24 protein-coding genes, 1 tRNA gene and 1 riboswitch are annotated in these 23,361 nt (G+C 63.9%); of the genes, 12 read left to right on the forward strand and 13 right to left on the reverse strand.

Annotation, left to right across the window (positions count from 1 at the left end):
• Positions 1-3: 3 nt before the first annotated feature.
• Both ACLQ8T_RS00155 and ACLQ8T_RS00160 read right to left on the reverse strand, forming a co-directional pair.
• Positions 4-483: an FHA domain-containing protein gene (locus ACLQ8T_RS00155; protein WP_038992707.1), complete on the reverse strand. Its 480-nt coding sequence runs from the start codon at positions 481-483 to the stop codon at positions 4-6.
• Complete coding sequence (locus ACLQ8T_RS00160) at positions 480-1,304, reverse strand: FhaA domain-containing protein (RefSeq protein ID WP_413455328.1); 825 nt, start codon at positions 1,302-1,304, stop codon at positions 480-482. Before ACLQ8T_RS00160 ends, ACLQ8T_RS00155 begins: the two co-directional genes overlap by 4 nt.
• A gap of 283 nt (positions 1,305-1,587) precedes the next feature.
• Here ACLQ8T_RS00160 and ACLQ8T_RS00165 point away from each other — a divergent pair.
• A tRNA-Leu gene (locus ACLQ8T_RS00165) sits at positions 1,588-1,671 on the forward strand.
• A 126-nt stretch (positions 1,672-1,797) separates the two neighbouring features.
• Here ACLQ8T_RS00165 and ACLQ8T_RS00170 read toward each other — a convergent pair.
• Positions 1,798-2,211: a DUF523 domain-containing protein gene (locus ACLQ8T_RS00170; protein ID WP_413455329.1), complete on the reverse strand. Its 414-nt coding sequence runs from the start codon at positions 2,209-2,211 to the stop codon at positions 1,798-1,800.
• A gap of 78 nt (positions 2,212-2,289) precedes the next feature.
• Here ACLQ8T_RS00170 and ACLQ8T_RS00175 point away from each other — a divergent pair, with 78 nt between their 5' ends.
• Positions 2,290-2,826, forward strand: a complete 537-nt coding sequence (locus tag ACLQ8T_RS00175; RefSeq protein ID WP_413455330.1) for a YdeI/OmpD-associated family protein — start codon at positions 2,290-2,292, stop codon at positions 2,824-2,826.
• Here the strand turns inward: ACLQ8T_RS00175 and ACLQ8T_RS00180 are convergent.
• Both ACLQ8T_RS00180 and ACLQ8T_RS00185 read right to left on the reverse strand, forming a co-directional pair.
• Positions 2,800-2,982, reverse strand: coding sequence for a hypothetical protein (locus tag ACLQ8T_RS00180; protein WP_204719806.1), 183 nt, complete (start codon positions 2,980-2,982; stop codon positions 2,800-2,802). The genes ACLQ8T_RS00175 and ACLQ8T_RS00180 overlap by 27 nt on opposite strands.
• Positions 2,983-2,985: 3 nt before the next feature.
• Positions 2,986-4,035, reverse strand: a complete 1,050-nt coding sequence (locus tag ACLQ8T_RS00185; protein WP_413455331.1) for a LacI family DNA-binding transcriptional regulator — start codon at positions 4,033-4,035, stop codon at positions 2,986-2,988.
• A 150-nt stretch (positions 4,036-4,185) separates the two neighbouring features.
• On the opposite strand from ACLQ8T_RS00185, the gene ACLQ8T_RS00190 reads away from it, so the two are divergent.
• The 9 genes from ACLQ8T_RS00190 to ACLQ8T_RS00230 all read left to right on the forward strand — a co-directional run bounded on the left by ACLQ8T_RS00190 (position 4,186) and on the right by ACLQ8T_RS00230 (position 11,165).
• Positions 4,186-5,157 carry a nucleoside hydrolase gene (locus tag ACLQ8T_RS00190; protein ID WP_413455332.1) on the forward strand — a complete coding sequence of 324 codons (972 nt, stop codon included), beginning with the start codon at positions 4,186-4,188 and terminating at the stop codon, positions 5,155-5,157.
• An 86-nt stretch (positions 5,158-5,243) separates the two neighbouring features.
• A complete protein-coding gene (locus tag ACLQ8T_RS00195; RefSeq protein ID WP_204719812.1) occupies positions 5,244-5,942 on the forward strand; it encodes a dienelactone hydrolase family protein in 699 nt (232 codons plus the stop codon).
• A gap of 55 nt (positions 5,943-5,997) precedes the next feature.
• Positions 5,998-6,429, forward strand: coding sequence for a universal stress protein (locus ACLQ8T_RS00200; protein ID WP_204719814.1), 432 nt, complete (start codon positions 5,998-6,000; stop codon positions 6,427-6,429).
• A gap of 88 nt (positions 6,430-6,517) precedes the next feature.
• Entirely contained in the window at positions 6,518-7,234 is a 717-nt protein-coding gene (locus ACLQ8T_RS00205) for a LysR substrate-binding domain-containing protein (RefSeq protein WP_204719816.1), read from the forward strand.
• Between the two features lie 42 nt (positions 7,235-7,276).
• The gene (locus ACLQ8T_RS00210) at positions 7,277-8,065 is read left to right on the forward strand and encodes an enoyl-CoA hydratase/isomerase family protein (protein WP_204719818.1); all 789 of its coding nucleotides are present in this window, start codon (positions 7,277-7,279) and stop codon (positions 8,063-8,065) included.
• Positions 8,066-8,079: 14 nt separating this feature from the next.
• Entirely contained in the window at positions 8,080-8,745 is a 666-nt protein-coding gene (locus ACLQ8T_RS00215; RefSeq protein ID WP_204719820.1) for an alpha/beta hydrolase, read from the forward strand.
• Positions 8,746-8,754: 9 nt separating this feature from the next.
• Entirely contained in the window at positions 8,755-9,654 is a 900-nt protein-coding gene (locus ACLQ8T_RS00220) for a PfkB family carbohydrate kinase (RefSeq protein ID WP_413455333.1), read from the forward strand.
• Positions 9,655-10,449: an HAD family hydrolase gene (locus ACLQ8T_RS00225; RefSeq protein ID WP_413455334.1), complete on the forward strand. Its 795-nt coding sequence runs from the start codon at positions 9,655-9,657 to the stop codon at positions 10,447-10,449. It abuts the gene before it with no gap.
• Complete coding sequence (locus ACLQ8T_RS00230; RefSeq protein ID WP_073707203.1) at positions 10,446-11,165, forward strand: glycerophosphodiester phosphodiesterase family protein; 720 nt, start codon at positions 10,446-10,448, stop codon at positions 11,163-11,165. The genes ACLQ8T_RS00225 and ACLQ8T_RS00230 overlap by 4 nt, the downstream gene beginning before the upstream one ends.
• 21 nt (positions 11,166-11,186) lie before the next feature.
• Here the strand turns inward: ACLQ8T_RS00230 and ACLQ8T_RS00235 are convergent, their stop codons facing one another.
• Positions 11,187-12,164, reverse strand: a complete 978-nt coding sequence (locus ACLQ8T_RS00235; protein ID WP_413455335.1) for a hypothetical protein — start codon at positions 12,162-12,164, stop codon at positions 11,187-11,189.
• Positions 12,165-12,256: 92 nt separating this feature from the next.
• Between ACLQ8T_RS00235 and ACLQ8T_RS00240 the strand changes: the two genes are divergently transcribed.
• On the forward strand, positions 12,257-15,439 hold the full coding sequence (locus tag ACLQ8T_RS00240; protein WP_413455336.1) for an HAD-IA family hydrolase: 3,183 nt from the start codon (positions 12,257-12,259) through the stop codon (positions 15,437-15,439).
• Between the two features lie 87 nt (positions 15,440-15,526).
• On the opposite strand, the gene ACLQ8T_RS00245 is transcribed toward ACLQ8T_RS00240, so the two are convergent.
• The 7 genes from ACLQ8T_RS00245 to ACLQ8T_RS00275 all read right to left on the reverse strand — a co-directional run bounded on the left by ACLQ8T_RS00245 (position 15,527) and on the right by ACLQ8T_RS00275 (position 23,322).
• Positions 15,527-16,933, reverse strand: a complete 1,407-nt coding sequence (locus ACLQ8T_RS00245) for a sugar porter family MFS transporter (RefSeq protein ID WP_413455337.1) — start codon at positions 16,931-16,933, stop codon at positions 15,527-15,529.
• 216 nt (positions 16,934-17,149) lie between these two features.
• Complete coding sequence (locus ACLQ8T_RS00250; RefSeq protein WP_413455338.1) at positions 17,150-18,433, reverse strand: uracil-xanthine permease family protein; 1,284 nt, start codon at positions 18,431-18,433, stop codon at positions 17,150-17,152.
• Positions 18,434-18,459: 26 nt separating this feature from the next.
• On the reverse strand, positions 18,460-19,884 hold the full coding sequence (gene thiD / locus ACLQ8T_RS00255) for a bifunctional hydroxymethylpyrimidine kinase/phosphomethylpyrimidine kinase (protein ID WP_413455339.1): 1,425 nt from the start codon (positions 19,882-19,884) through the stop codon (positions 18,460-18,462).
• The gene (gene thiE / locus ACLQ8T_RS00260; RefSeq protein WP_204719834.1) at positions 19,881-20,522 is read right to left on the reverse strand and encodes a thiamine phosphate synthase; all 642 of its coding nucleotides are present in this window, start codon (positions 20,520-20,522) and stop codon (positions 19,881-19,883) included. Before thiE ends, thiD begins: the two co-directional genes overlap by 4 nt.
• Entirely contained in the window at positions 20,515-21,309 is a 795-nt protein-coding gene (gene thiM, locus ACLQ8T_RS00265; protein ID WP_204719836.1) for a hydroxyethylthiazole kinase, read from the reverse strand. The genes thiE and thiM overlap by 8 nt, the downstream gene beginning before the upstream one ends.
• Positions 21,299-21,393: riboswitch (TPP riboswitch) on the reverse strand. It overlaps the preceding gene by 11 nt.
• Positions 21,394-21,427: 34 nt before the next feature.
• Positions 21,428-21,796 (reverse strand): GntR family transcriptional regulator, encoded by a 369-nt coding sequence (locus tag ACLQ8T_RS00270; RefSeq protein WP_038992686.1) that lies wholly within the window; start codon positions 21,794-21,796, stop codon positions 21,428-21,430.
• On the reverse strand, positions 21,793-23,322 hold the full coding sequence (locus tag ACLQ8T_RS00275; RefSeq protein WP_413455340.1) for a hypothetical protein: 1,530 nt from the start codon (positions 23,320-23,322) through the stop codon (positions 21,793-21,795). Before ACLQ8T_RS00275 ends, ACLQ8T_RS00270 begins: the two co-directional genes overlap by 4 nt.
• Between the last annotated feature and the right edge of the window lie 39 nt (positions 23,323-23,361).

Consider the following 23,361-nt stretch of genomic DNA (forward strand, 5'->3'; position numbering starts at 1 on the left):
AGGCTAGGCCTTCAATTCCAGGACAGTCTTCCCGATGCGGATTCGCTGGCCGGGCTCCACTGCCTGGGCGCGTGAGAGCTGGTTGTCACCCACGAAGGTGCCGTTGGTTGAACCGAGATCCTCGATGAACCAGCGTGATCCCTGGGGGAACAGGCGGGCATGGCGTCCCGAAGCGTAGTCGTCATCGAGAACGACGGTGGCATCCTGGGCGCGGCCGAACATGATCGGCTGGCCTCGTAGCGGAATGCTGCTGCCTGCCAGCGGGCCCTCGACGACTTCCAGTGAGGTGGCCGCCTTGCGCGCGGGCACTTCTGGTTCCGCCAGTTCCGGGTTCTTCTTCAGCTCACGAGCGCTGGGCTTGCCGGTGCGGGCCCGTGAGCCGATGGCCAAGTCGCGGCGCATCGATCCGACAACGCTTAAAACGAGCAGCCAGATGAGGACCAAAAAGCCCAATCGGAACAGGCTTAGAACCAGATCGTTCACGCGCGGCCTCCGTTGTTCGAGGTAATCAGCCGGAAGACGATTTTCGTCTGTCCGATAGTAATGACCGAACCGTCAAATATACGGGTTTCTTCCGAAATCTTCTTGCCGTCCACGTAGGTTCCGTTGGTTGAACCCAGATCGGTGACGACGAAACTGGTCTTGCCACGGGTTTCGACACGTGCATGCTGCCGGGAAACGCCGGAGTCGTCCACCGGAATATCGGTGCTGGCCGAACGGCCCAGCACGATCGAGTGGTGATGCAGGGCGTACCGCTGTCCGGCAACCTCGAGGACGGCCTGCTTCTGCACGGGCTTCTTGGGGATCTCTGCAATCGGACGCACCGTTGGGCGTGGCTGCGCGGTTGTTGGCGGGGTTGCTGATGGAGCTGCCGGTGCCGCTGGCGCGGCCGCCCGCTCCTTGACCGGTGCCGAAGCCGCTGGGCGTGAGCTGGATTCCTTGACCGAGCTGGATATTTCCATCTCACCGGGCTTGAAATCATCATTGGAGACGAAATAGATCATGATGTCGCCGTGAACTGAATAGTCCTGGGTGGCGGCGTGCTCGGCGGTGACCTTTGCCATTTCATTGACGACGCCTTGGCCCCAGCCCTTGGCGGTGTTGTAGTCCTTGGTGCTCAGTGAGACTACGAAGTCATTGGCCGCAAGGCTGCGGCCTTCGCTAATCGGCGTGATTCCGCGGTCCATGTCATTGCGTAGCGCGGTAGTCAGTTCGACTGGCTTTAGATCTGCGGTGCTGGTGCCACGAAAGAAGCTAGTGACGACCTTCTCTAAGCCGCGTTCGACGTTGTCGAGAAAGCCCATTATTCGTGCTCCTTCCTTAAGGTCCATGGCTGGTTATTACGAGCCTGCGATCATCCTTTCCGAGCTATGAACGCATAACTTCATATTCGATCTTACTGTTTTCAGCTGTGCAAATGCCGAAAAATCCTTGAACGGCTCAAGTGCGTCAGTATCAACGATAAAGGCAGCAAAAAGGTTTCCCATGTGTCGCTAGCCACAAATGGGGGTTTCGATTAGGTGAACGGAAAATGTGTGTGTAAGCTATTTCTTGTTGCAAAGAACGAAGGCGACGAAAACAGAATATGCGCGAGTGGCGGAATTGGTAGACGCGCTGGCTTCAGGTGCCAGTGATCGCAAGGTCGTGGGGGTTCAAGTCCCCCCTCGCGCACAAATGGAAAATAACCCTTGATCTTCGGATTGAGGGTTATTGTTTTGTTTAAAAGCGCAACTGAATCGTTATCTTCCAAGGTGTGTCAGCTTGCTGGAGATCCACTGACCTTGATGCCCCGGCGCTTCAGCAACGCAGCCAGCACCCCATCGCCCGCAACAAGTTTTCCGGAATGCGAGCCATAGTAGATGCTCCCGCACTGCAGGAAGGGCTGTGATCCTGCAAAATAGCTTCGGTGATGCCCTCGCGCTGGACCAAATCTTCGACCTTCTGGGCTCCAGCCACGAACAGCCAGCTGACATCCTCGTCGTTGATATCGAGAACGGCGGCCCTCCCTTCCAGCACGTCGTTGCCATCGCCGCCGGAAATCTCTGCTGGCGGGTGCGGGCTGCTCAGTTCGCCTAATTCCTCGGCGCAGGCAGCAACAGCATCTCCACGTGCCACAGCTTCGACGATCGCCGGATTGGCCTTGGCCTTGACGTTATAGCGGCGAGGGATGCCGGCAAGGCAGGAACTGACGAGCACCGGGCGTCGGGTCATGACAGCAGTCTCGCCGCGTGGAAGCTGGATGCGGCTGTGCCATAGACTGCCCTTGAGCAACTGAAAGGGCTGATTCCCGTGGCGGCATCCAATGAAATCCTCGAACTGCAGGGAACTGTAGATCTGGTCAATGACCGGAGAATTCTCCGATTCGACCAGGAATCAAGCGACAAGTTGCCAAGTCGAGGACAGGTCGCGGTAGAACTTCTCCAGGCGTATGAGGGGCATGCGGTCGTGATTGATCCCGACGGGCGCCGTGGCCACTGGCTGGCTCTTGATAGCCATGGGATGCCGCAGGTATCGGCCGATGCAGGGGAGCAGGTGCAATTGGCCGCTCGCCTTGCCGGAACCTGGCCGGAAGCAAGGATCCCGCAGGACTTGGCCGGCGCCCTGGATGATGCCGATGATCTGGAAGAGGTGTGGGCGGGGCTCACCCCGATGGCCCGCTGGGAATGGGTCCGCTGGGTCGAAGCGACCAAGAACCCTTCCACGCGTGAACGCCGAGTGGATGCCAGCATTTCCAAGCTGCGCGATGGCAAGCGCCGCCCGTGCTGCTTCGACTTGTCCTCGTGCACCGATCCCGAGGTGTCAAAGAGCGGAAAGCTCATCCAGTAGCGGAAGGCCTCGTGCGGCAGATTCGATGCCGGACCCCGGAGGGGGTGGCGGGCCGGTAAAGAGGCTGAGCACTCCGCTGGACATGACGATCAGGCCCAGGGCAACGAGCAGGGCGATGATTGCCGTGACCTTGGCGGGCCATTTGCGCATGTTCATCGGTTAACCTCCTGCGTTTTCCATTGTCGATCCGCGGACAACCAGTGAACTTGGCAGCATGGTCTGCAGCGGATCAGGGGATTTCCCATCGAGCAGCGCACGCAGTTTCAGTGCGGCTTGGCGCCCGACTTCCTGGGCATTGAGTTCCACGGTGGTGATGGATGGGTTGGAAGTCGCCGAGTAGGGCAGATCGTCGAATCCGGCCACCGCAAGCTGCTGCGGAATGCTGAGGCCAAGCTGGCGGGAGGCATGCAGCACGCCGAACGCGTGGTTGTCGGTTGCGCATCCCAGCGCGGTTACGCCGGCTTCCCGCCACGTGGGCCAGTGCTGGCTGAAAGCCGCCGAAGCCGCGGCGACGTCGATCATCGAGCTGGCGACAGAAGTAGGCAGGACCTCGATGCCGTATTCCTTGGCCGCTGCCAAGAACGCTTCGCGGCGCACGGCCAAGGTCTCGGTGCCGGTGCTCGCATCCAGGTAGGCGGCCCTGGTGTGCCCCTGCGCGGCAAAATGGGCTGCGACATCCCGCGCGCCCTGGGCGACATCCATATTCACTGCGGGAATCGCCGGATCGATGCCCGGGGCGTCCAGGGCCACCAGGGGAAGGGTGCTGGAGATTTCTTCGAGGAAGTCCTGGCTCGGGGCATGGACCAGCAGCCCGGCCGGGCGAAGACCCATGATCTTCCTGGTCTCGCTGGCACTGGGGGAGACACCGGCATCGGTGACCGAGAGCAGCAGCTGGTAGTCGCTGGCCAGGACCGAGCGCACGCCGGCGATGACCTTGGCGAAGAACGGGTTGGAGATGTCCGGTGCCACCAGGACCACCAGCGAGCTGACGCCTTTGGCCAGCGAGCTGCCGATGCTGTCGACGAAGTAGCCCAGCTCGCGGATTGACTCGCGCACGCGCTGTTCATTCGCGGCCGATACCCGGCCCGCTGATTTTCCGTTGGCAACAAGTGAGACCGTTGCGGTGGAAACGCCGGCGTGCTCGGCGACCATCGCTGCGGTGACGCGGCGCCGAACGCGCGAGTTGCCGGACTTTTCACCATTCTTCATGGCTCCATCGTAGTCGGAATCGCAGTGCTCGACCGCCTTTAGTTAAGCGCTTGACGAAAGTGCGCTGGCGCGAAAGAATTATCAATGGATGACTATCCGCCCTCCACGACTTAGCTGCCGGCCCTCAGTCGGCAGAGCGAAAGAAGAACCATGACCCAGGACAGCAATGCCCCGCGCAAGATCATTTTGGACTGCGACCCGGGCCATGACGACGCCGTGGCAATGATTCTTGCCCATGGCAATCCCAAGATCGAGCTGCTGGCGGTGACCACCGTGGCCGGCAACCAGACCCTGGACAAGGTGACTGCGAACGCACTGGCCGTCGGCACCATCGCCGGGATCATCGGCATTCCCTTCGCGGCAGGCTGCGCCCGCCCGCTGGTGCGCGAGGTGGAAACCGCCGGAGAGGTCCACGGGGATTCCGGGATGGATGGACCGGCGCAGCCGGAATCGAGCATCGAGCTTGATGAACGCCACGCAGTGGACGTCATCATCGATCTGGTGATGAGCCATGAACCCGGCGAAATCACCCTGGTGCCCACCGGCGCCTTGACCAATATCGCCTTGGCTGCCCGGAAGGAACCGCGCATCGTCGAACGCGTGCGTGAGGTGGTGCTGATGGGCGGCGGCTACCACACCGGCAACTGGTCGGCGGTGGCTGAATTCAATATCAAGATCGATCCCGAGGCAGCGCATATTGTCTTCAACGAGGCCTGGCCGGTAGTCATGGTCGGATTGGACCTGACCCACCAGGCGTTGGCCACCACCGAGGTGGTCGAGCGCATCGAGAAGATCGGCACCGGGCCATCGACCTTCGTGCGCGAGCTGATGGACTTCTTCGCCCAGGCCTACCGCGACCACCAGGGCTTCGACGCGCCGCCGGTGCATGACCCGTGCGCCGTGGCCTACGTGATCGACCCGGACGTGGTGCGTACCGTCAAGGCTCCGGTAAGCGTCGAGCTGCGCGGCGAGCTGACCTTGGGAATGACCGTCGCGGACTTCCGTGCGCCGGCTTCCGCCGATTGCAACACCTCGGTGGCAGTGGGCCTGGACCATGAGGGCTTCTGGAATCTGGTGGTAGACGCGCTGGAACGTATCGGCGAGGTCACGCACGGAAAATAGAACAACTTTGCGCAATGTGGGGCAGCTCAATGCCAATCGCGCCTAGACCTGCATAAACTGGAGGAAATCGCAGAGCAGGAGGCACCATGGCGGAAAAAACCCCGCACCAGAACGTGACTTTCCCTTCTTCAGGTACGCAAGCGCACGGCTATCTCGCGTTGCCCGAGTCCGGCAAGGGCCCCGGAGTGATCGTGATCCAGGAATGGTGGGGGCTGACCGACCATGTCCGCGATGTGGCAGACCGGCTGGCTGCGCAGGGTTTCGTGGCGCTGGCCCCGGACCTCTTTGGCGGCTGGATCACCCATGACGGCGAGGAAGCCGCGCAGATGATGTCCGAACTCCCCGAAGCCGTTGGCGCCCAGCTGCTCGGCGGCGCAGTGGACTACCTGCTGGCCAATGAGCATGTCACCAGTCAGAAGCTCGGCGTCATCGGCTTCTGCATGGGCGGCGGATTCGTGCTGCAGATGGCAGCCCAGCAGGGCGAGAAAATTGCCGCGGCCGTGCCGTTCTACGGTGTCGGCCAGGGTGTTCCCAACGATTTCTCCGGCGTCCGCGCCGCCATCCAGGGCCACTACGCGAACCTGGACCAGATGTATCCGCTAGAGCAGGCAAAGGCCCAGGAGGAGCAGATCCGCCGGGAATCTGGCGCGGACGTCCAGTACTTCTATTACGACGCCAACCATGCCTTCCACAACGACGAGAACCCTGCCGGCAACTACGATCCCGAGCAGGCGGCCATCGCATGGCAGCGCGCCGTGGACTTTTTGCAAGCTAAAGTGGCCTGAAGGCCATAAAGTGTTACCCATCACTTAAAGCATCACTCATATGAAGGAGAACAATATGTCTGAAACCATCATCGTAGGCGTCGACGGTTCCGAAACCGCACGGCGCGCCGCCCGCCGCGCCGCAGAACTCGCTGTCAAGCTGGACGCTGACCTGGTGGTCATCACCGCTCACGCATCGGATAACACCGAGGTCGTTTCCATCGGTTCCGATACCTGGATCCTGGACGACGCAGAGCAGGCCCGCAAGCTCGCGCAGCGCGTGGCCAACGACGTGAAGAACGCCGTACCAGGCGTGAAGATCACCGCTGCCGCCGGCCGCGGCAAGCCAGGCGACGTGCTGATCTCCGATGCCGAGGACCGCAAGGCCTCGATGATCGTCGTCGGCAACGTCGGCATGAAGGGCCTGGGCCGCGTGCTCGGTTCCGTTGCTTCCTCGGTAGCCCACTCGGCACCGTGCGACGTGCTGGTCGTGAAGACCGACAAGTAGGCCTCCAAGCTTGCGCAAGCGCAGGCGGGCACTGGATCACCGGTGCCCGCCTGCGGCATTTAACCCGGCAACGCGTAGGCTTATACCCGTGCAGAAACTTCGAATCGCCTACGCCACCGGCGTCACCCCCGGCAAATGGATGGACCGCTTCCAGGAGCGCTATCCGGCCATCGAGCTGAAAGCCTGGCGCCTGGACGAGGGGGAAATCCTGGACCTGCTGGCCAACGGCGAGGCCGACGCAGTGTTCGTGCGCTACCGCGGGGACTCGCCCAAGGATGCAACGCGCCACGTCATCCCGCTCTATGAGGAACTCGAAGTGGTCTGCGCGGGCAAGGACCACGACGTGGAGTACTACGAAGAATCAGTGCCGCTGGACATCGTCGACTCGTTTCCGCAACTGGACCTGGCCGATTACCCTCAATCCGTGGGCGGCATTCCGGTAGCGATGGAGGTCGTCGCCTCCGGAGCCCAGGTGCTGCGCACCGCGCAGTCAATCGCGCGGCTCTTCGCCCGCAAGGACGTAGTGGTGCGCCTCATCGAAGACGGCTTGCCAACCCAGGTGGGCATCGCCTGGCCCACCGCCACCGAGGACACTGCAGTGCTCGAGGAATTCATCGGCATTGTGCGCGGACGCACCGCCAGCTCCTCGCGGCAGAATTCGGTGCGCAACCAGGAGCAGAAGGCCAAGCGCGTCAACGAGCAGAAGAAAGCCAAGGAAAAAGCCAAGGCCAAGGCAAAACAGCAGGCCAAAAGCCCATCCAAGAAGCCGCAAGGGGGCAAGGCCAAACCACGCAAGCGCCGCTGATAATCCATCACGTGACGCAGGTTACGTGAGAGAGTTAGGGGTATGAAACAATTCGATACCCTCAGCCTGAGCACCCGAGGCTCGGCCCTCATCCTGACCGTAGACCAGCCAAAGTCACTGAACGCACTGGCAAAAGAAGTAGTCAACGACCTCGAATCCTTCCTGGACTGGTTCGAGACCACCGGATACGAATACCGCGGACTGATCATCACCGGCGCCGGGGAGAAGTCCTTTGTCGCCGGGGCGAATATCGTCCAGATGAACTCCATGGACGAGGCCACGTTCACCGCTTACGCCAAGCAGATGCACGCCGTGACTGAGCGCCTGGAGTCGCTGCAAGTCCCGGTCATTGCCGCAGTCAATGGCTTCGCCCTGGGCGGCGGCTGCGAGCTGGCGCTGGCCTGCGATTTCATCTACGCATCCGAGCGGGCCAGCTTCGGCCAGCCGGAAGTCAACCTGGGCCTGGTGCCCGGCTTTGGCGGCATGGTGCGCCTGCCGCGCCGCGTGGGCAACGCGATGGCCCGCGAGCTGATCTTCACCGGCCGGCGCATCAAGGCCGAGGAGGCATTGCGCATCGGCCTGGCCAACCGGGTGGTCCCCGCCGAGCAGCTGCTCGACGCTGCCGTGGCGGCCATCGAAGAGGCCGCGGCGGTCTCTCCCACCGCGATCTCCATTGCCAAGCGCGCCATGGTTTCGATGGACGGGCTGGACACGCATCAGGGGCTGGGACGCGAGGTCGACGCGTTCCTCCAGGCCTACCACACCGCCGACTCGGTGGAAGGCCGGGCCGCCTTCGTCGAGAAGCGCTCGCCGGTCTTCCCGGGCAACTAGCCGGGCGGCCAGCCATGCACTACGGGGCGCACCAGGACCAGTACGTCCAGTTCTACGAGCCCGAATGCATCATCGCCCGCGGAGCGGTGATGATCATCCATGGCGGATACTGGCGCGAGAAGTACACGGCCAGCCTCGGCGTGCCCTTGGCGGAGGATCTCGCTGCCCGCGGGATTCCCGCCTACAACCTCGAATACCGGCGCGGGCCGGGCAGCGCGGCGAAAATGCTGGCCGATGCCCGGCTCGCGCTCGGCCTGGTCAAGGAAGATGGGCCGATCACGCTGATGGGCCATTCGGCCGGTGCCCAGCTTGCCTGCGTGCTGGCGGCCCACGACCAGCGGGTCTCCCAGGTGATCAGCCAGGCCGGGGTGCTGGACCTGGACACCGCCCAGCGGCTGAAGCTCAGCGACGGCGCGGTGGACGAGATGCTCGGCGGTGCGTCTCTGGGCGCCTGCAACCCGGTGGAATTATGGCCAATGCCTGCCCGTGTCGTAATCTTTCATGGACGGGACGATGGCGATGTTCCTCCAAGAATTGCCCGCATCGCGGCCCAGAAGGCGGCCGCGCTCGGACAGGAGCACAGCTTCTCGCTGTTCGACGGCGACCATTACACCTGGATTGATCCGCACAGCAGCCAATGGGCTGCCTGCGTGCGGGCCCTGTCCCCACTGCACTACTGAAGGAGCAGCATGAACCCGACGGTGATCGGCGAGGCCCTCGTTGACGTCCTGGCCTCAGGCATTGCCCCAGCCCAGGAGTTCGTCGGGGGCAGCCCGCTGAACGTCGCGGTGGCGCTCTCCCGGCTGGGCTACCCGGGCACCCTGATCTCCCGCTGGGGCGCCGATGACAAGGGCCGGAAGATCGAGCAGTACCTGCAGGAGAACAACGTGGCCTACTTGGGCGGGGCCGACGACCAGGCCACCGTCATCGCCCACGGCATCCTCGACCCGGCCGGCGGCGCGGCCTTCGCGTTCAATGCCTACTGGCAGATGCCGACCATCGGTCCGGAACTGGCCCAGGACGCCGAGCTGGTGCACACCGGCTCCATCGCCACCCTGTTCAGCCCCGAAGAACTGCTGCCGCTGCTCTCGGCAGCGCGCACCCACGCCACCATCAGCTACGACCCGAACCTGCGCCCGTCGCTGGTGACCAACCATGCGCAGACCGTCGCCGAGGTGGAGCGCTTCGTCGGCCAGGCCGACGTGGTGCGGGTTTCCGGCATCGATTTGAAGTGGCTGTACCCGATGCGCTCGGTCCAGGACTCGGCCCGCGCTTGGCTGGACATGGGTCCGGCGATCGTGGTTTCCACCGCGGGCTCGCGCGGCTCCTGGGGAGTGGTCCGCGCCGGCGACGCCGAATTCGCTGCACCCTTGGTCGAGGTGACCGATACCGTGGGCGCCGGCGACACGTTCACCGCGGCGCTGCTCTGCTGGCTGGCCGAGCACGGCCTGATTGGCGCGGCCAACCGGGAGAAGCTGAACCGGCTGCAGATTGACGAGTTGTCCCAGGCCCTGGAATTCGCGGCCATGGCCGCCGCTGTGACCGTGCAGCGTGCAGGGGCGAACCCGCCGCACCGCCAGGAGCTGTAGATGATCAAGCTGATCGCCTCGGACCTCGACGGCACCATCGTCGCCAAGGACGGCACCATTTCCGAGCGGACCAAGCGCGCCTTCATCGAGGCCCGCGAGTCCGGCATCCAGATTGTCTTCGTCACCGGACGCCCCTTCCGCTGGCTCACCCCGATCATCGAGGCCTTCGGCGGGATGGGCAAGGTCATCTGCTCCAATGGGGCTGTGCTCTACGACCTGGAGCAGGACGAAGTGATCTGGTCGCGCACGCTCAGCGCGGCCACCGCGCGCAAGGCGAGCGAAATCATCCTGGAGCTGGAACCGAAGGCGGCCTTCGCCGCGGAGACCACCAAGGGGCTGCACCTGGGCGAAGGATTCGCCGACCGCCACCACAACTTCGGCGTGCAGGCGGTGCTGGATCTGACCAGCGACTCCATTGATTCCGAGGGAATCGTGAAGTTCCTGGCCCGCTCCCCGCACCTGCCGATCGACAAGTTCTATGCCGCGGCCGGGCCGCAGCTGGCTCAACTGGTTTCAGTGACCCATTCGGCCTTCGACGTTTCCCTGCTGGAAATGGCGCATGTGGATATCCACAAGGCCACCACGCTGCATGAATACTGCCAGCGCCTGGGCATTGCCGCCTACGAGGTGATGGCCTTCGGAGACATGCCCAATGACATCGAAATGCTCGAATACGCAGGCCACGGCTACGCGATGTCCTCCGGGCACCCCACCACGCTGGCCTCCGCCCGATTCCGCGCGCCCTCGCTGGCCGAGGACGGGGTAGCCCAAGTCATCGAGGACCTGCTGAAATGACCTACGCCTTTTCGCACCGAGGGGTGCGCACAGGGAACGAGGAGAATACGCTGCTCGCCTTCCAGCGCGCCGCGGAACTGGGCATCACCCACTTCGAATCGGACGTGCACGCCTCGGCGGATGGCACCGTCTACCTCTTCCACGACCACACCCTGGATCGGGTCACCGACGCCAGCGGGAATTTCAACGGCTTCACCGACGCACAGCTGGCAGAGGTCCGCGCCGGCGGGCAGCCGCTGTGCACGCTTGACGAGCTGCTTGATGCCTTTGGGCAGGCCACGCTGAACCTGGACGTCAAGGACGAGCACGTGATCGGGCCGCTGGCCGAGCTCATCGAGCGACGGAAAGCCCACGGGCAGATTGCCCTGGCATCCTTCTCCACGGCGCGCAGCGCCGCGGTGGGCCACCTGCTCTCCGCGCCGATCCGGCGCTCGCCGGGGCAACGCGAAATGGTTGCCATCTGGCTGTGCGCCCACCTGCTGGGCTGGGTTCCGAAGCGCCTGCTGGCGGGCTACTGGGCAGTCCAGGTGCCGCTGAAGCAGGGCATCTTGCCGGTGGCGACGCGCCGCTTCATCAAGGCGGTCCACCGCGCCGGCGCGCAGGTGCATGTCTGGGTCATCGATGACGAGCCGACCATGCGGCTGCTGATGGACCGCAAGGCCGACGCCATCATGAGCGATGACGCGGCCTTGCTGGTACGGGTTCTCGGCTCCTGAACCGAGCCTGTGAAATATGCCCTAGGAGATATCCAGGGTACCCAGCACGGCCGGGGCATGCTCCTGAAGCTGCTCGTCGCTGGCATCCAAGAGCAGGCGCAGCCAGGTCTCATGCTGCGAGAGCGGCGCAACCAGGCAGGCCGGATTGATCAGGTCGTACAGCTCATCGGGCGAGCCGTAGGCGGAGAACTGGTCCAGGTACGCGAAGAGCACCTTCATCACGCGCTCGTCACCGGTTTCGCAATCCCATGCCTCGCACATGGCGGCCAGCGGGGTGTTCAGCGAAGAGAAGGGGTGCGCCCAATGCGCGGAGCCCAGATTCAGGATGCGGCCGTGTTCCCCGGTTTCGCTTGGCACCACGACCTGCGACAAGTCGAAGCTGCCGTGCTCGATGCTCAACGGCACCGCACCGGCATGCAGGGCGCCGGTGGCCTTCTTCAGCGCACCCAGATGCGAGACCAGCTTATCCGCGCTGGAACCATCCAGGTGCAGCGGGTGGGAGGGGTCCAATGACACGTGCATCATCAGTGCCTGCTCGTACTGCTCGGGCAGGAACTGCGGATCAACCACGGTGACCCCTGAATCGAAGAATTCGTCCTCGTGGCCCATCAGCGCGACCTGGAAAGAGCCGAGCGAAGCCATGGCCAGCTCCCAGTTCTCCACCGAATCGCCCAGGTCCGCCAGGGTGTGCCCGTAGTCCGGGCTGAGCATGTACCCGGCGATCCGGTCGATGGCCAACGGCATCACCACGCGGTCGGGCAGCAGCTGGCCGGCAACGACCGTGGTGGCCGGCTCGGAGGCCAGCCCCGGAGCGTTGGCGCTGAAGATCAGGTCGGCGGCATCGGTCTGCACCGTTGCCTGGATCTGGTGCAGATCGGCAGGCCAGAAGTCGGGTCCTGCGGTGCGCGCGATGCCATAGGCCTCGCACGCAGCGTCGATCCATTCGGCGGTAGCCTCACGCCAGTCATCGTTATTCCATGCATCTATCCAATGAGCCACATTCTTATCGTAGTATGTCGATGCAAGCGCGTTCAGTTGCTACGGTAAAGACTACGGCCAGTAGTACGCTCCTCTTTCGAAGGATTTCGATTGTGAACGCTTTTCGTCCTAAGTACCGACATCGTGATTACAAGGCCGTCCTCTTCGATCTGGATGGCGTGATCACCCCGACCGCGCTGCTGCATCGCAAGGCGTGGGAAGAACTTTTCACCGGCTTTTTCGACAAGCACCCGGGCGTGGCTCCATACACGACCGCGGACTACTTCAACCTGCTGGACGGCCGTCCGCGCTATGACGCGGTGGCCGCCATCCTCGAATCCCGCGGCATCCAGTTGCCGCGCGGCGAGGAAAGCGACCTGCCCGGCGAGGACAGCATCTGCGCCCTGGGGAACATGAAGAATGAGAAGTTCACGCAGGTGCTGCAACGCGACGGGATCGACCCCTACGCCGGTTCCGTGGCCTTCCTGCAGCAGGTGCTGGAGGCCGGGCTGGACGTCGCGGTGGTGTCTTCCTCGCGCAATGCGCGGATGGTTCTGGCTGCCGCCGGATTGGCTGGCCATTTCCCGCTGGTGATGGGCGGGCAGGAAGCCGCCGCGCGCCAGCTTGCGGGCAAGCCGGCCCCGGACACGTTCCTGGCCGCCGCCGCGGATCTGGGCTGGCGTCCGGAGGAATGCGCAGTCATCGAGGACGCCACCAGCGGGGTGAGCGCCGCGCGTGCCGGAGGCTTCGGCGTCATCGGCGTGGCCCGTGAAGACAACGAGGCGGCCCTGCTGGACGCCGGCGCCCATTTCGTGGTCCATGACCTGTCCGAGCTGGTCTCCGAGCATGACGCCAAGGCCTGGGAAGAAGACTCCTGGTCGCTGTGGCGCGGGAACCAGCGCGAAAGCGGCGGCGCTGAGGACACGGTGTTCTCCCTGGGCAACGGCTTCCTTGGCGCGCGGGCGGCGCAACTGGGCTTGGGGGACCAGGCCGGCGGCACCTTCATCAACGGGCTGCATGAGACCTGGGAAATACGCCATGCCGAGAGCGCCTTCGGGCTGGCCGAAACCGGTCAGACCATGATCAGCGCCCCGGATTTCCGCACCATGCGCGTCTTCATCAATGACGAGGCCCTGGAAGTCGGCCGCACCGAGATGGTTCGTGACGAACTGCGCTTGGATTTCCTTGACGGGACGCTGACAGCGCACACCCTGTGGCGAACTGCAGAAGGCCACCGCGTGGCCGTCACCGCGCGCTCGATGATCTCCTTCACCGATCGCCATCTGGCGCTGCAGGACGTGCATGTGCGCCTGCTTGATGCCCCGGCCCAGGTGCTGATCCAGTCCTCGGTGATCGGGTATCCTTCCAGCCGCCAGGTGGCGTCCCCGCAGGAAGCCGATGCCTTGGGCCCCGTTGACCCGCGCAAAAGCGAGACGGTCCGTGCCAATCCGCTGCACCCTGCCGGCATCCACAGCGATGGGCCCCGGCTGGGCGTCTCCTACGAGGTCCTCGGATCGGGGATGTCGGTAGCGGCAATGGTCCAGCACGAGGTGTCAGCCACCGGCGGGACGCAGGCAGAACTGTCCGTGGACCGCAAGGTACGCGATGACCGCGCGGATGAAGTTGTCAGCGCCAGGCTGGACGCCGGGCAAGGCGTGCGCGTTTCCAAGTTCGCGGTCTACCACTCCTCGCGGCGCCATCCTGCCCAGGAGATGCTCCTGCGTTCGGAGCGGGCCTTGGAGCATCTGGTGCCGTTGGGGATCGATGAGCACTTCCGCGCCCAGCGCCGCTTCATGGCTGATTACTGGGAACGCAGCGATGTGCAGGTGGATACCGATGAGCCCGAGCTGCAGCGCAAAATCCGCTGGAACCTGTTCCAGCTCGCCCAGGCCGCCGGCCGGGCCGACGGACTGGGCATCAGCGCCAAGGGCGTGAGCGGCAACGGCTATTCCGGGCATTACTTCTGGGATACCGAGATCTATGTGATGCCGTTCTTGACCTACACGAACCAGCAATGGGCGCGCAATACGCTGCGCGCCAGGGTCTCGATGATTCCGGCAGCGACCCGGCGGGCGTGGACCATGAACGAGGAAGGGCTGCTCTTCCCCTGGCGCACGATCAACGGCGAGGAAGCCAGCGCCTATTATCCGGCGGGCACGGCGCAGTACCATATCAACGCCGACGTGGTGTATTCGCTCAACCGGTACCTCGGGGTCATGGAGGACGACGAATTCCTGCTGGCCGGCGGGGCCGAGATCCTCGTGGGCACTGCGCGCATGTGGGCTTCGCTGGGGTTCTGGCGCGGCGAGCAGGGCAACGAGAGCTTCCACATCCATGGGGTCACCGGGCCCGATGAGTACACGGCGGTGGTCAACGACAACCTCTACACCAATGTCATGGCGCGCTTCAATCTGCGCCGCAGCGCCCAGCTGCTCTCCGAAATGGCCCAGGAGCATCCGCGGGAGTATGCGGAACTGGCCAGCCGGCACACGCTGGAAGACGAGGAGCTCGCGCTGTGGCTCAAGGCTGCCGACTGCATGCATATCCCGTATTCGGAAGCTGTAGGAATCCACCCGCAGGACGAGCACTTCCTGAACCGCGAAGTCTGGGACCTGGCTAATACCGGTGCGGATAAGCGGCCGTTGCTGCTGCACTACCACCCGTTGGTGATCTACCGCTTCCAGGTGATCAAGCAGGCCGACGCGGTGCTGGCCCTCTGGCTGCGGTCCAGTGATTTCACTGACGACCAGAAGCTCGCCGATTTCAACTACTACGATCCGCTGACCACGGGAGACTCGACGCTCTCTGCCACGGTGCAGTCGATCCTCGCCGCGGAAGTGGGGTACCGGGATCTCGCCTGGGAGTACTTCGAGCATGCGCTGAACGTGGATCTCCAGAACCTGCACGGCAACACCGCTGACGGCGTGCACGTGGCGTCGACCGGCGGGGTCTGGTCGGCGCTGGTCTACGGCTTTGCTGGGCTGCGCGACGATGACGACCGGCTGCGCTTCGATCCGCGGCTCCCGGAGAGATTCCGGGCCCTGCGTTTCAACCTGGGGTGGCGGGGCATGCGGATTTCCGTATGCTTGCGCCCCGAAGCCATCGAGTTCACCCTGCATGGGGAATTCTCGCGTCCGATCTGGGTGCGCGGCCAGCAGGTCGACCTGCAGCCAGGGCAAGCTATCAGCGTTGCGCTCGCCGGACAGGGCCCGTTGCTGGAAGGCAGGCCAAGCCTGGAGCATGTGCTCTCGCTGCAACGGGAGGCCGGCGCGGAGGTGCCCAACAAGGCCTGGTAGGCAGCGCGGAATGCAAAGGAGGCAAGAACCCGGTTTGGGTTCTTGCCTCCTGCTGCGCGACGCGCACGGTTCGCCTCCAGGGGATGCCTAGAGGGTCATCTCCTCCAGCTGGCGCCCCTTGGTTTCCTTGACCATGAAGATCACGAAGAGCAAGGAGAGCAGCGCGAAGACCGCATAAATGCCATAAGCCAGAGCCAAGCCGGCATCGGCCAGGGCCGGGAAGGTGGTGGAGACAATGAAGTTGGCAATCCACTGGGCTGCAGCAGCCACACCCAGCGCCATGGCGCGGATGGAGTTCGGGAAGATTTCGCCGAGCAGTACCCATACGGCCGGGCCCCAGGTGGCGCCGAAGCCGACTACGAACAGGTTGGCCGAGATCAGAGCAACGATGCCCCAGTTACCTGGCAGGGATACCGCACCGTCGATGGTGACGGACTGAGCGAAGGCCACTGCCATCATGCCCAAAGACAGGGTCATAATGGCCGAGCCGATGGTCAGTAGGAGTTTACGTCCCAGAACGTCGATCAGCAGCACCGCCACGATTGTTGCCACCACGTTGGTCACCGAGGTGATCAGCGAAATCGTGAAGGAGTCCGATTCGGCAAAGCCGACGGACTTCCACAGCGTGGTGGAGTAGTAGAAGATCACGTTGATGCCGACGAACTGCTGGAAGACCGAGAGCAGGATGCCGACCCACACCAGCGGGTGGAAGCCGAAGCGTCCCAGCAGGTCCTTGAAAGCCTGGCGCCGCTCGATGTGCACGGTGGCGCGGATCTCCTCGATCTTCTTCTCGGCATCGGCTCCGGCCTTCATGCCCATATCGCGGGTCAGCACGGCAGCGGCCTCGACATAGCGGCCGCGCTCGACCAGATAGCGCGGGGATTCCGGAAGTCGCAGCGAGAGCAGGCCGTAGAGCGCCGCTGGAACCAGCAGCGACAGGTACATCCAGCGCCAGGCGGCCAAGCCGAATAGGCCGATGGCATCTGCCGAGCCCATCACGAAGACCAGCAGCGCGCTGACCAGGAAGGCCACGAAGATGCCCAGCACGATGGCCATCTGCTGCATGGTGCCAAGGCGTCCGCGGTGCGCGGCGGGGGAGACCTCGGCGATGTAGGCAGGGGCGATCACCGAGGCGAAGCCCACGCCGATGCCGCCGACGATGCGCCAGATGATCAGGTCGGCCACGCCGAAGGACAGGCCGCAGCCGAGGGCCGATGCGGCCAGCAGGATGGAGGCGATGAGCATGGTGCGCACGCGTCCCACGCGTTCGGAGACCATGCCGGCCACCCATGCTCCCAGTGCCGCGCCGAGCAGGGCGCAGGAAACGGTGAAGCCGATGGTTACCGCGTTGAGCCCGAATTCGTGCTCGACGGCGTCCACGGTGCCGTTGACGATTGATGAGTCATATCCGAAAACGAACCCGCCCAAGGCAGCACCGAGGGCGATGAAGATGAGTCGCGCGGAGAGTTTTCCGTCTGGTGTTGTCGCAGTCACAATGTGCCATGCTATCGGATTCGAGCGCCGCAGAATCCAGATTTTCCGAATTTTCTTGGGAGATCAATCACAATTTGGAAGGATTCCTTACTTTAACGTTTTGCGTGGCCTGAACAACCGTTTTGTTTCACGCCTGACCAGCAGGGGAATTCCTGCGCTAAAAAGCAGGCCGGCAGTGCGCTAACGCGCACTGCCGGCCTGCCGAAATATTTCTTGCTAGATTTTCGCGCTCTTATGCGCGTCGGCCAAGTCGTTGCCGCGCAGCTTGGCCACGGCACTCATCAGGTGGAAGACCACCAGGGTGGCGATCGAGCCCAGGGCGATGCCGCCGAGCTGGAACTGGCCGAAAGCGATTTCGCTGGTCACCGCGATTGCGATGATCAGGCCGGTGCCCGCGGTCATCAGGTTGATCGGATTGCCGAAGTCCACCTTCGCCTCGATCCACAGGCGCGCGCCGACGATGCCGATCATGCCGTAGAGCACGATGCCCAGGCCGCCGATCACGCCTACCGGAATAGTTCCGATCAAGGCGCCGAACTTCGGCAGGAAGGCCAGGGACATGGCCACGATCGCGGCGATCCAGTAGGCGGCGGTGGAGTACACGCGCGAGGCGGCCATGACGCCGATGTTCTCGGCGTAGGTGGTGGTCGCCGAGCCGCCGCCAAAACCGGCGAGCACGCTGGCGGCGCCATCAGCCATCAGCGCCCGTCCGTTGAACGCCGACAGGTCGCGGCCGGTCATCACGCCCACGGTGCGCACATGGCCGATATTCTCGGCGATCAGCACGAAGACCGCAGGCAGGAACATCAGCGCGGTATCGAAATGGAAGGTCGGGGTGTGGAACTCGGGCAGGCCGAACCATGCGGCGTCGCCCACCTTGGAGAAGTCCACCTGGCCCTGGGCCAGCGCCACCAGGTAGCCGCAGACCAAGCCGACAAGGATCGAGAGCCGGCCCAGCAGGCCCTTGAAGGCCACCGTGGCCACCACGGTGAAGATCACCGTGAGGAAGGTGGTCAGCGGGAAGTCCTTCATCGGGGCCAGGGTGGCGCTAGCCAGGTTCAAGCCGATCAGCGCAACGATGGTGCCCATGACCACCGGCGGCATCAGCGCGTGGATCCAGCCGGTGCCGGTCTTCTGCACGATCAGCCCGACGACGAACAGCAGCACGCCGGTCATCACGATGCCGCCCAGGGCGCCGGACATGCTGTGCGACCCGGTGGTCGCGACCACCGGGGCGATCAGGGCAAAGGAGGAACCCAGGTAGCTGGGCACCTTGTTCCTGGTCATCAGCAGGAAGATGATGGTGGCTAAGCCGGTGAACAGCAAGGTGGTGGTCACCGGGAATCCGGTCAGCGTCGGAACCAGTATGGTGGCGCCGAACATCGCCAGGATGTGCTGGGCGCCGATGGAAACGGTCTGCGGCCAATGCAGCCGCTCATCCGGGGCAACTACCTCGCCTTCGGTGATGGTCTTGCCGTTGCCGTGGATGCTCCAACTCATGATTCCTCTTCCCGGCCCTGCGGGTTTCAGGCCGTAGAGAATTCTACTTGGTTCTCGTGGGCCTGCGCGAAGAACGCCAGCTCGTGCTCGCTGGAACGCAGGAACGCCTGGCGCATTTTCTCGCGCAGCGCCGGGTCGGCCAGCGTCCACGCGGTGCGCACCATCTCGATCGCCTGGGCGGTGGCCTCGTCGAATTCCGGGGAAGAATAGGTCTCCAGCCAGTCGCCGTAGGGGTGCCCGGCATGGTTGGCCGCCGCCAGCCGCTTGCCGATGTCCTGGTAGAGCCAGTAGCACGGCAGGATTGCGGCGATCAGCTCCGCATAGCTCCCGGTGCAGGAGGACAGGTGGTTCACGTAGTTCAGTGTGGTCGCCGAAGGGTTCGCCAGCCCTTCCACTAGGTGGCTGCGGTGCAGCTGCAGCTCGCCCTCGAGGATCTGACCGGCGCCCTTGGCCCAGAAGCGCTGCGCATCCAGGTCCGGGGCCAGCGCGCTGGCCTGCGCCAGCACCTGGGCGTAGCGCTGCAGGTACAGGGCGTCCTGGGCCAGGTAGTACTCGAACTTCTCGCGTTCCAGGCTGCCGTCGGCCAGCTGCATGATGAACGCCAGCTCGTCGATGCCCGCACGCAGGCCCGCGATGTCCTCCCACCAGCCGGCCATCGGATCAGCGCCGGCGAAGAACCCGGCGAAGTGGTTGACCGGGCCGTGCCCGCTGCCCACCTGCAGCTGGTCGGCCGCCGCAATTGCCGCTGACAGATACGCCTTGGACTGCTCCAACGCGGCGGTCCAGTCTCCGGTGGCAGCGAAGCGGGTGGCCAGGGCGCTGGAGAGGGTGCAGCCGGTGCCGTGGGTGTTCTTGGTGGCATGGCGCGCACCGTGCAGCTCGCAGCGCACCCTGTCCGCTGCTACCAGCGCGTCGGGGCAGACCGCCCCGGCCAGATGCCCGCCCTTGGCCAGCACCAGGGCATCGTGCTTGGCCGCCAGGCGCTGGGCCTGGCGCAGCACCTCGTCCCATGATGCGGCTACCGGCTCGCGCAGCAGGCTGGCCAGTTCCAGCAGGTTCGGGGTGATCACCGTGGCCCGGTCCAGCAGCGAATCGAGCGCCGCTTCGCCATCGAGCAGGCGGTCTCCGCTGGTGGCCACCATGACCGGGTCCAGGACTACCGGAGCATCCACGGTTTCCAGCCAGCCGGTGACTGCGCGGATCACCTCGGCGTTGGCGAGCATCCCGATCTTGATTGCATCGATGCGGATATCCGCGCTGATGGCTTCAAGCTGGGCGAGGACGAAATCGCCGCTGATCGCCTGCACTCCGGACACCCCATGGGTGTTCTGCGCGGTCAAGGCGGTGATCACGCACATTCCGTAGCCGCCGTTGGCGGCAATGGCCTTCAGATCCGCCTGGATTCCGGCGCCACCGGAAGGATCGGATCCTGCGATGGACAAGATGTTCATTTGGCGGCCTCCCATGCCGAAACGAGCTGCGCGCTGGCCTGCTGCGGATCCTCTGCATTGCAGATGGCGCGGACCACTGCCATGCCCGCTCCGCCGCCGGCACGGATGGCCGCCGCGTCCTCGTGGGTAATGGCACCGATTGCCACGCAGGGCAGTGAGGCCAGCGTCGTGGCACGCGCAAAGCCGTCGAGGCCCAGGGGAGTGGGATGGTCCTTCTTCGTCGGGGTGGCGCGGACGGCCCCCACACCGAGATAGTCGATGACCGCGGCGTCCTTGTTCGCCTGGGCCAGTTGCTCATCGCTGGAAGCGCTCAGTCCGATGATACCTTCGCCGATGATCTGCCGGGCCAACTGCACCGGCACATCCTTTTGCCCGATATGGATGCCGTTCACGGCTGCGCCGGCAGCCCGCGCCGCGAGGTAGACATCGATGCGGTCATTGATCAGCAACTGGGCCTTGCCCTCGGTGAGCTTGGCGGCCGCGCAGGCCAGCTCGAAGAATTCCCGGGCGGTTTCATCCTTGGCGCGCAGCTGGATCCACTGGATTCCTCCGGCGACGGCGCCTTCGATCACTTCCAGGGTGCTGCGCGGGGTGCAGCTGGCAGTATTGGCTACCAGGTAGGCTCCGTAATTATGCATGGTTCAGTTCCTCGTGCTTCAAAGTCTTAAGTTCTTCTGGATCGGTTGCGGACAGCGCATCAATGAATGCGACGGCGAAGCTGCCCGGACCTGTGCTGTTCTCCAGGGCCTTTTCAGCGGCCAGCCCGTAGAAGCCGTGGGCCGCGATGGCGGCCTCGAACGGGTCATCGTGGACCGCAATCATGCCGGCGCAGAACGCGCCCAACGCGCAACCGCCGCCGGTGATCCGCGTCAAGCCGATTCCGTTGGTGTGCACCAGGACCGTCCGCGTGGCATCGATGATGGCATCGGACTGGCCGGAAATGGCCACCACGCAGTCATGCCGCTCGGCCAGCTCGCGTCCAGCCGCCAAGGCGGCAGAGACGTCATCCAAGGCATCGACACCGCGTGAAGCCGATTGCCGTCCGGCCAGGGCCAGGATTTCCGAGGCGTTGCCGCGAATCAGGGCCGGGCGTTGCCGGGCAATGCGCCGCGCGAAATCCGTGCGCACCGGCAGGGCGCCGACCGCCACCGGATCAAGGATCCATGGGGTGCCTGCTGCGCTCGCCGATTGCACGGCTTCTTCCATGGCGGCCAGCTGCTCGGTGCTCGGAGTTCCCAGATTCACCAAGACGGCGGAAGCCGCCTTTGCGAAGGGGCCGGCCTCTCCGGGCAGATCCGTCATGGCCGGGGACGCGCCGGATGCCAGCAGGGCATTGGCGGTGAAATTTGCTACGACGGTGTTGGTCAGGCAGAAAACCAAAGGTGATTGTTGCCGGTATTCTTGGGCAACTGCATGCAAAGCCATGCGACATCCCTCCGCTAGCGTGAACTAGATCAGGTTCAACGGGTCTCATCTCAGTCGGTTGTTCCGACACCCCGTGTCACTGCCATAGAGCGTACGCACAAGCGGTTCCAAGGACAAGTTACTTACGCTCGCGCCGCGCCACCAAGGCCTTGAGCGTGGCCGCATCGACCTGCTGGGCCGCCGCCAGCGCCCAGAGGTGATCCACCGCGGCCAGCAGGTCTTCGCTGGCATCCACCGGCCGAAGCCGTTCGTTGACCACTGTGCCGGCTCGCCGCCGAGAGGTGATCAGACCTTCGGCTTCCAGTTCCTTGTAGGCGCGCGCTACCGTTCCGGCAGCAACACCGAGGTCGGTGGCCAGTGCGCGCACGGTGGGTAGCTTGCTGCCTGCGGGCAATTCTCCCAGGGTGATCAGCGAGGCGATCTGCAAGCGGATCTGCTCGTAGGGTGCAGTGGCCGCCGCGAGGTCGACACTGATTTGCGTGCTCATGATGCTGCTGTCGGCTGCTGTGCACGCACCATCGCGGTACCAGGACGCTCCAGAAAAATCACCGCTGGGACAACGAAGACCAGAAGTGCAAACAGCCCCAGGCCTGCTGGGAAGCCGTAGCCAATCAGCAGCATGGCAAGCACAGCGCTGGTGGCAACGCGCATCGACCGCAGCTCCAGAACCCGCCGATACCAGATTTCTTCAGCTGGCGAGACGGCCCAGGGAATAGTCGCCCGGCGGCAGGACCAGATGAAGCCCATATGCGCCGCCGCAAGCAGCAGCAACAGCCCGATGACTAGTCCCCGGTTCGGAGGAGCGAACCCCCAAAGCGTCTCCAGCGGTGGATCCAATAGCAGGAAAGCGCAGATGGCAACCAGCAAGCCAGCGGCGATGTAGGACCACAAGGGCAGGGGTGCATGATGCTTTGGTGCTGCACTCGCCTGCCGAGCCACCTTGCTGGCGTAGCCCAGATACAGCGTATTGAGCATGATGTAGAGCAATGCCGCACCGGCAAAGAGCACCAGGATCCACGTAGTTCGTTCATTGGTCGGCATCCGGAATTCCTCATCCACGGGTAGGAATGACCAGCCGATGGCAACGGCGAGCAATGCAAGGGTAGCCGTGGTGTATTGCAATGCGAAGAGCTGATCTCGCAATCGCGAGAAGGCGGTCCGTTCCCTGATGGTGGAGTGAGCCGAGAATGTGGTGCGCGGGCCCCAGAAGAACAGCGTAAGAGCCACCGCAAGGGCGCCATAGTTCAATAACTCGTACGGTCCACCGGTTGAATAGCCTTGCGAGTAATTGGCCACCGATACGCAAAATGCCAGCAGCACGATACCGGTATTGCGCAGCAACCGGTTGAGCCATACCGTGCGCAAGGCCTGGTTGTCTTCGGCGGTGATGCCGGCCAAGGGGCGCCGGTTCAGGATCACTGCTGCAATCACTCCGGCGGCCACGACGATACCTGCCAGAGCCACGATGAAGACCGGGAGCATTTGGTTTCCGGGCAGCAGGCCATCGGTTGGGCCCGCAGAGGTGTAGGAGTAGCTGCCATCAGAATCGAACATAGTGGTTTCCGACTCCGGGATGCCAACGCTCCCTTCGACGCGGGAGGCCGGCCACAGCAATCCCACCGCGGCCAGAAGCAACAGCGCGACGAAAATCCCCAGGGACCTCGGGAACGGCGTCGCCAGGGTGCGCGCCTCAAGTGAGGCGGTGCGCACCGGCTGGAGTTCCTTGGGCCAGGTGAACAAGCCAATGAGGTAAACGAGAAGAATCCAGATTCCCGGCGAGAGAGCTGCAGCGAAAACCGAACTCGAATCGGTCCCGTTCATAGGAATGCGCCACGTCTCAGGCAGATCCCACGAAGTCGAAGCGAAGAATGCGATCAATGCGCACCAGAATGAGTGCGACTGGGCGCGGACGATGGCCGGTGCCTCACGCCGATGCGCCACGGAGCGCAACCACAGGTAAATGACTGCGCCAACGAAAGCGATGGATATGGCGCTCGCCGGGATCTGGCTCATGGCCATTAATGTATCAACTATTTGATACATATTGAATCC

Source organism: Glutamicibacter sp. FR1 (assembly GCF_047300825.1).
GTDB classification, from domain to species: Bacteria; Actinomycetota; Actinomycetes; order Actinomycetales; family Micrococcaceae; genus Glutamicibacter; species Glutamicibacter nicotianae.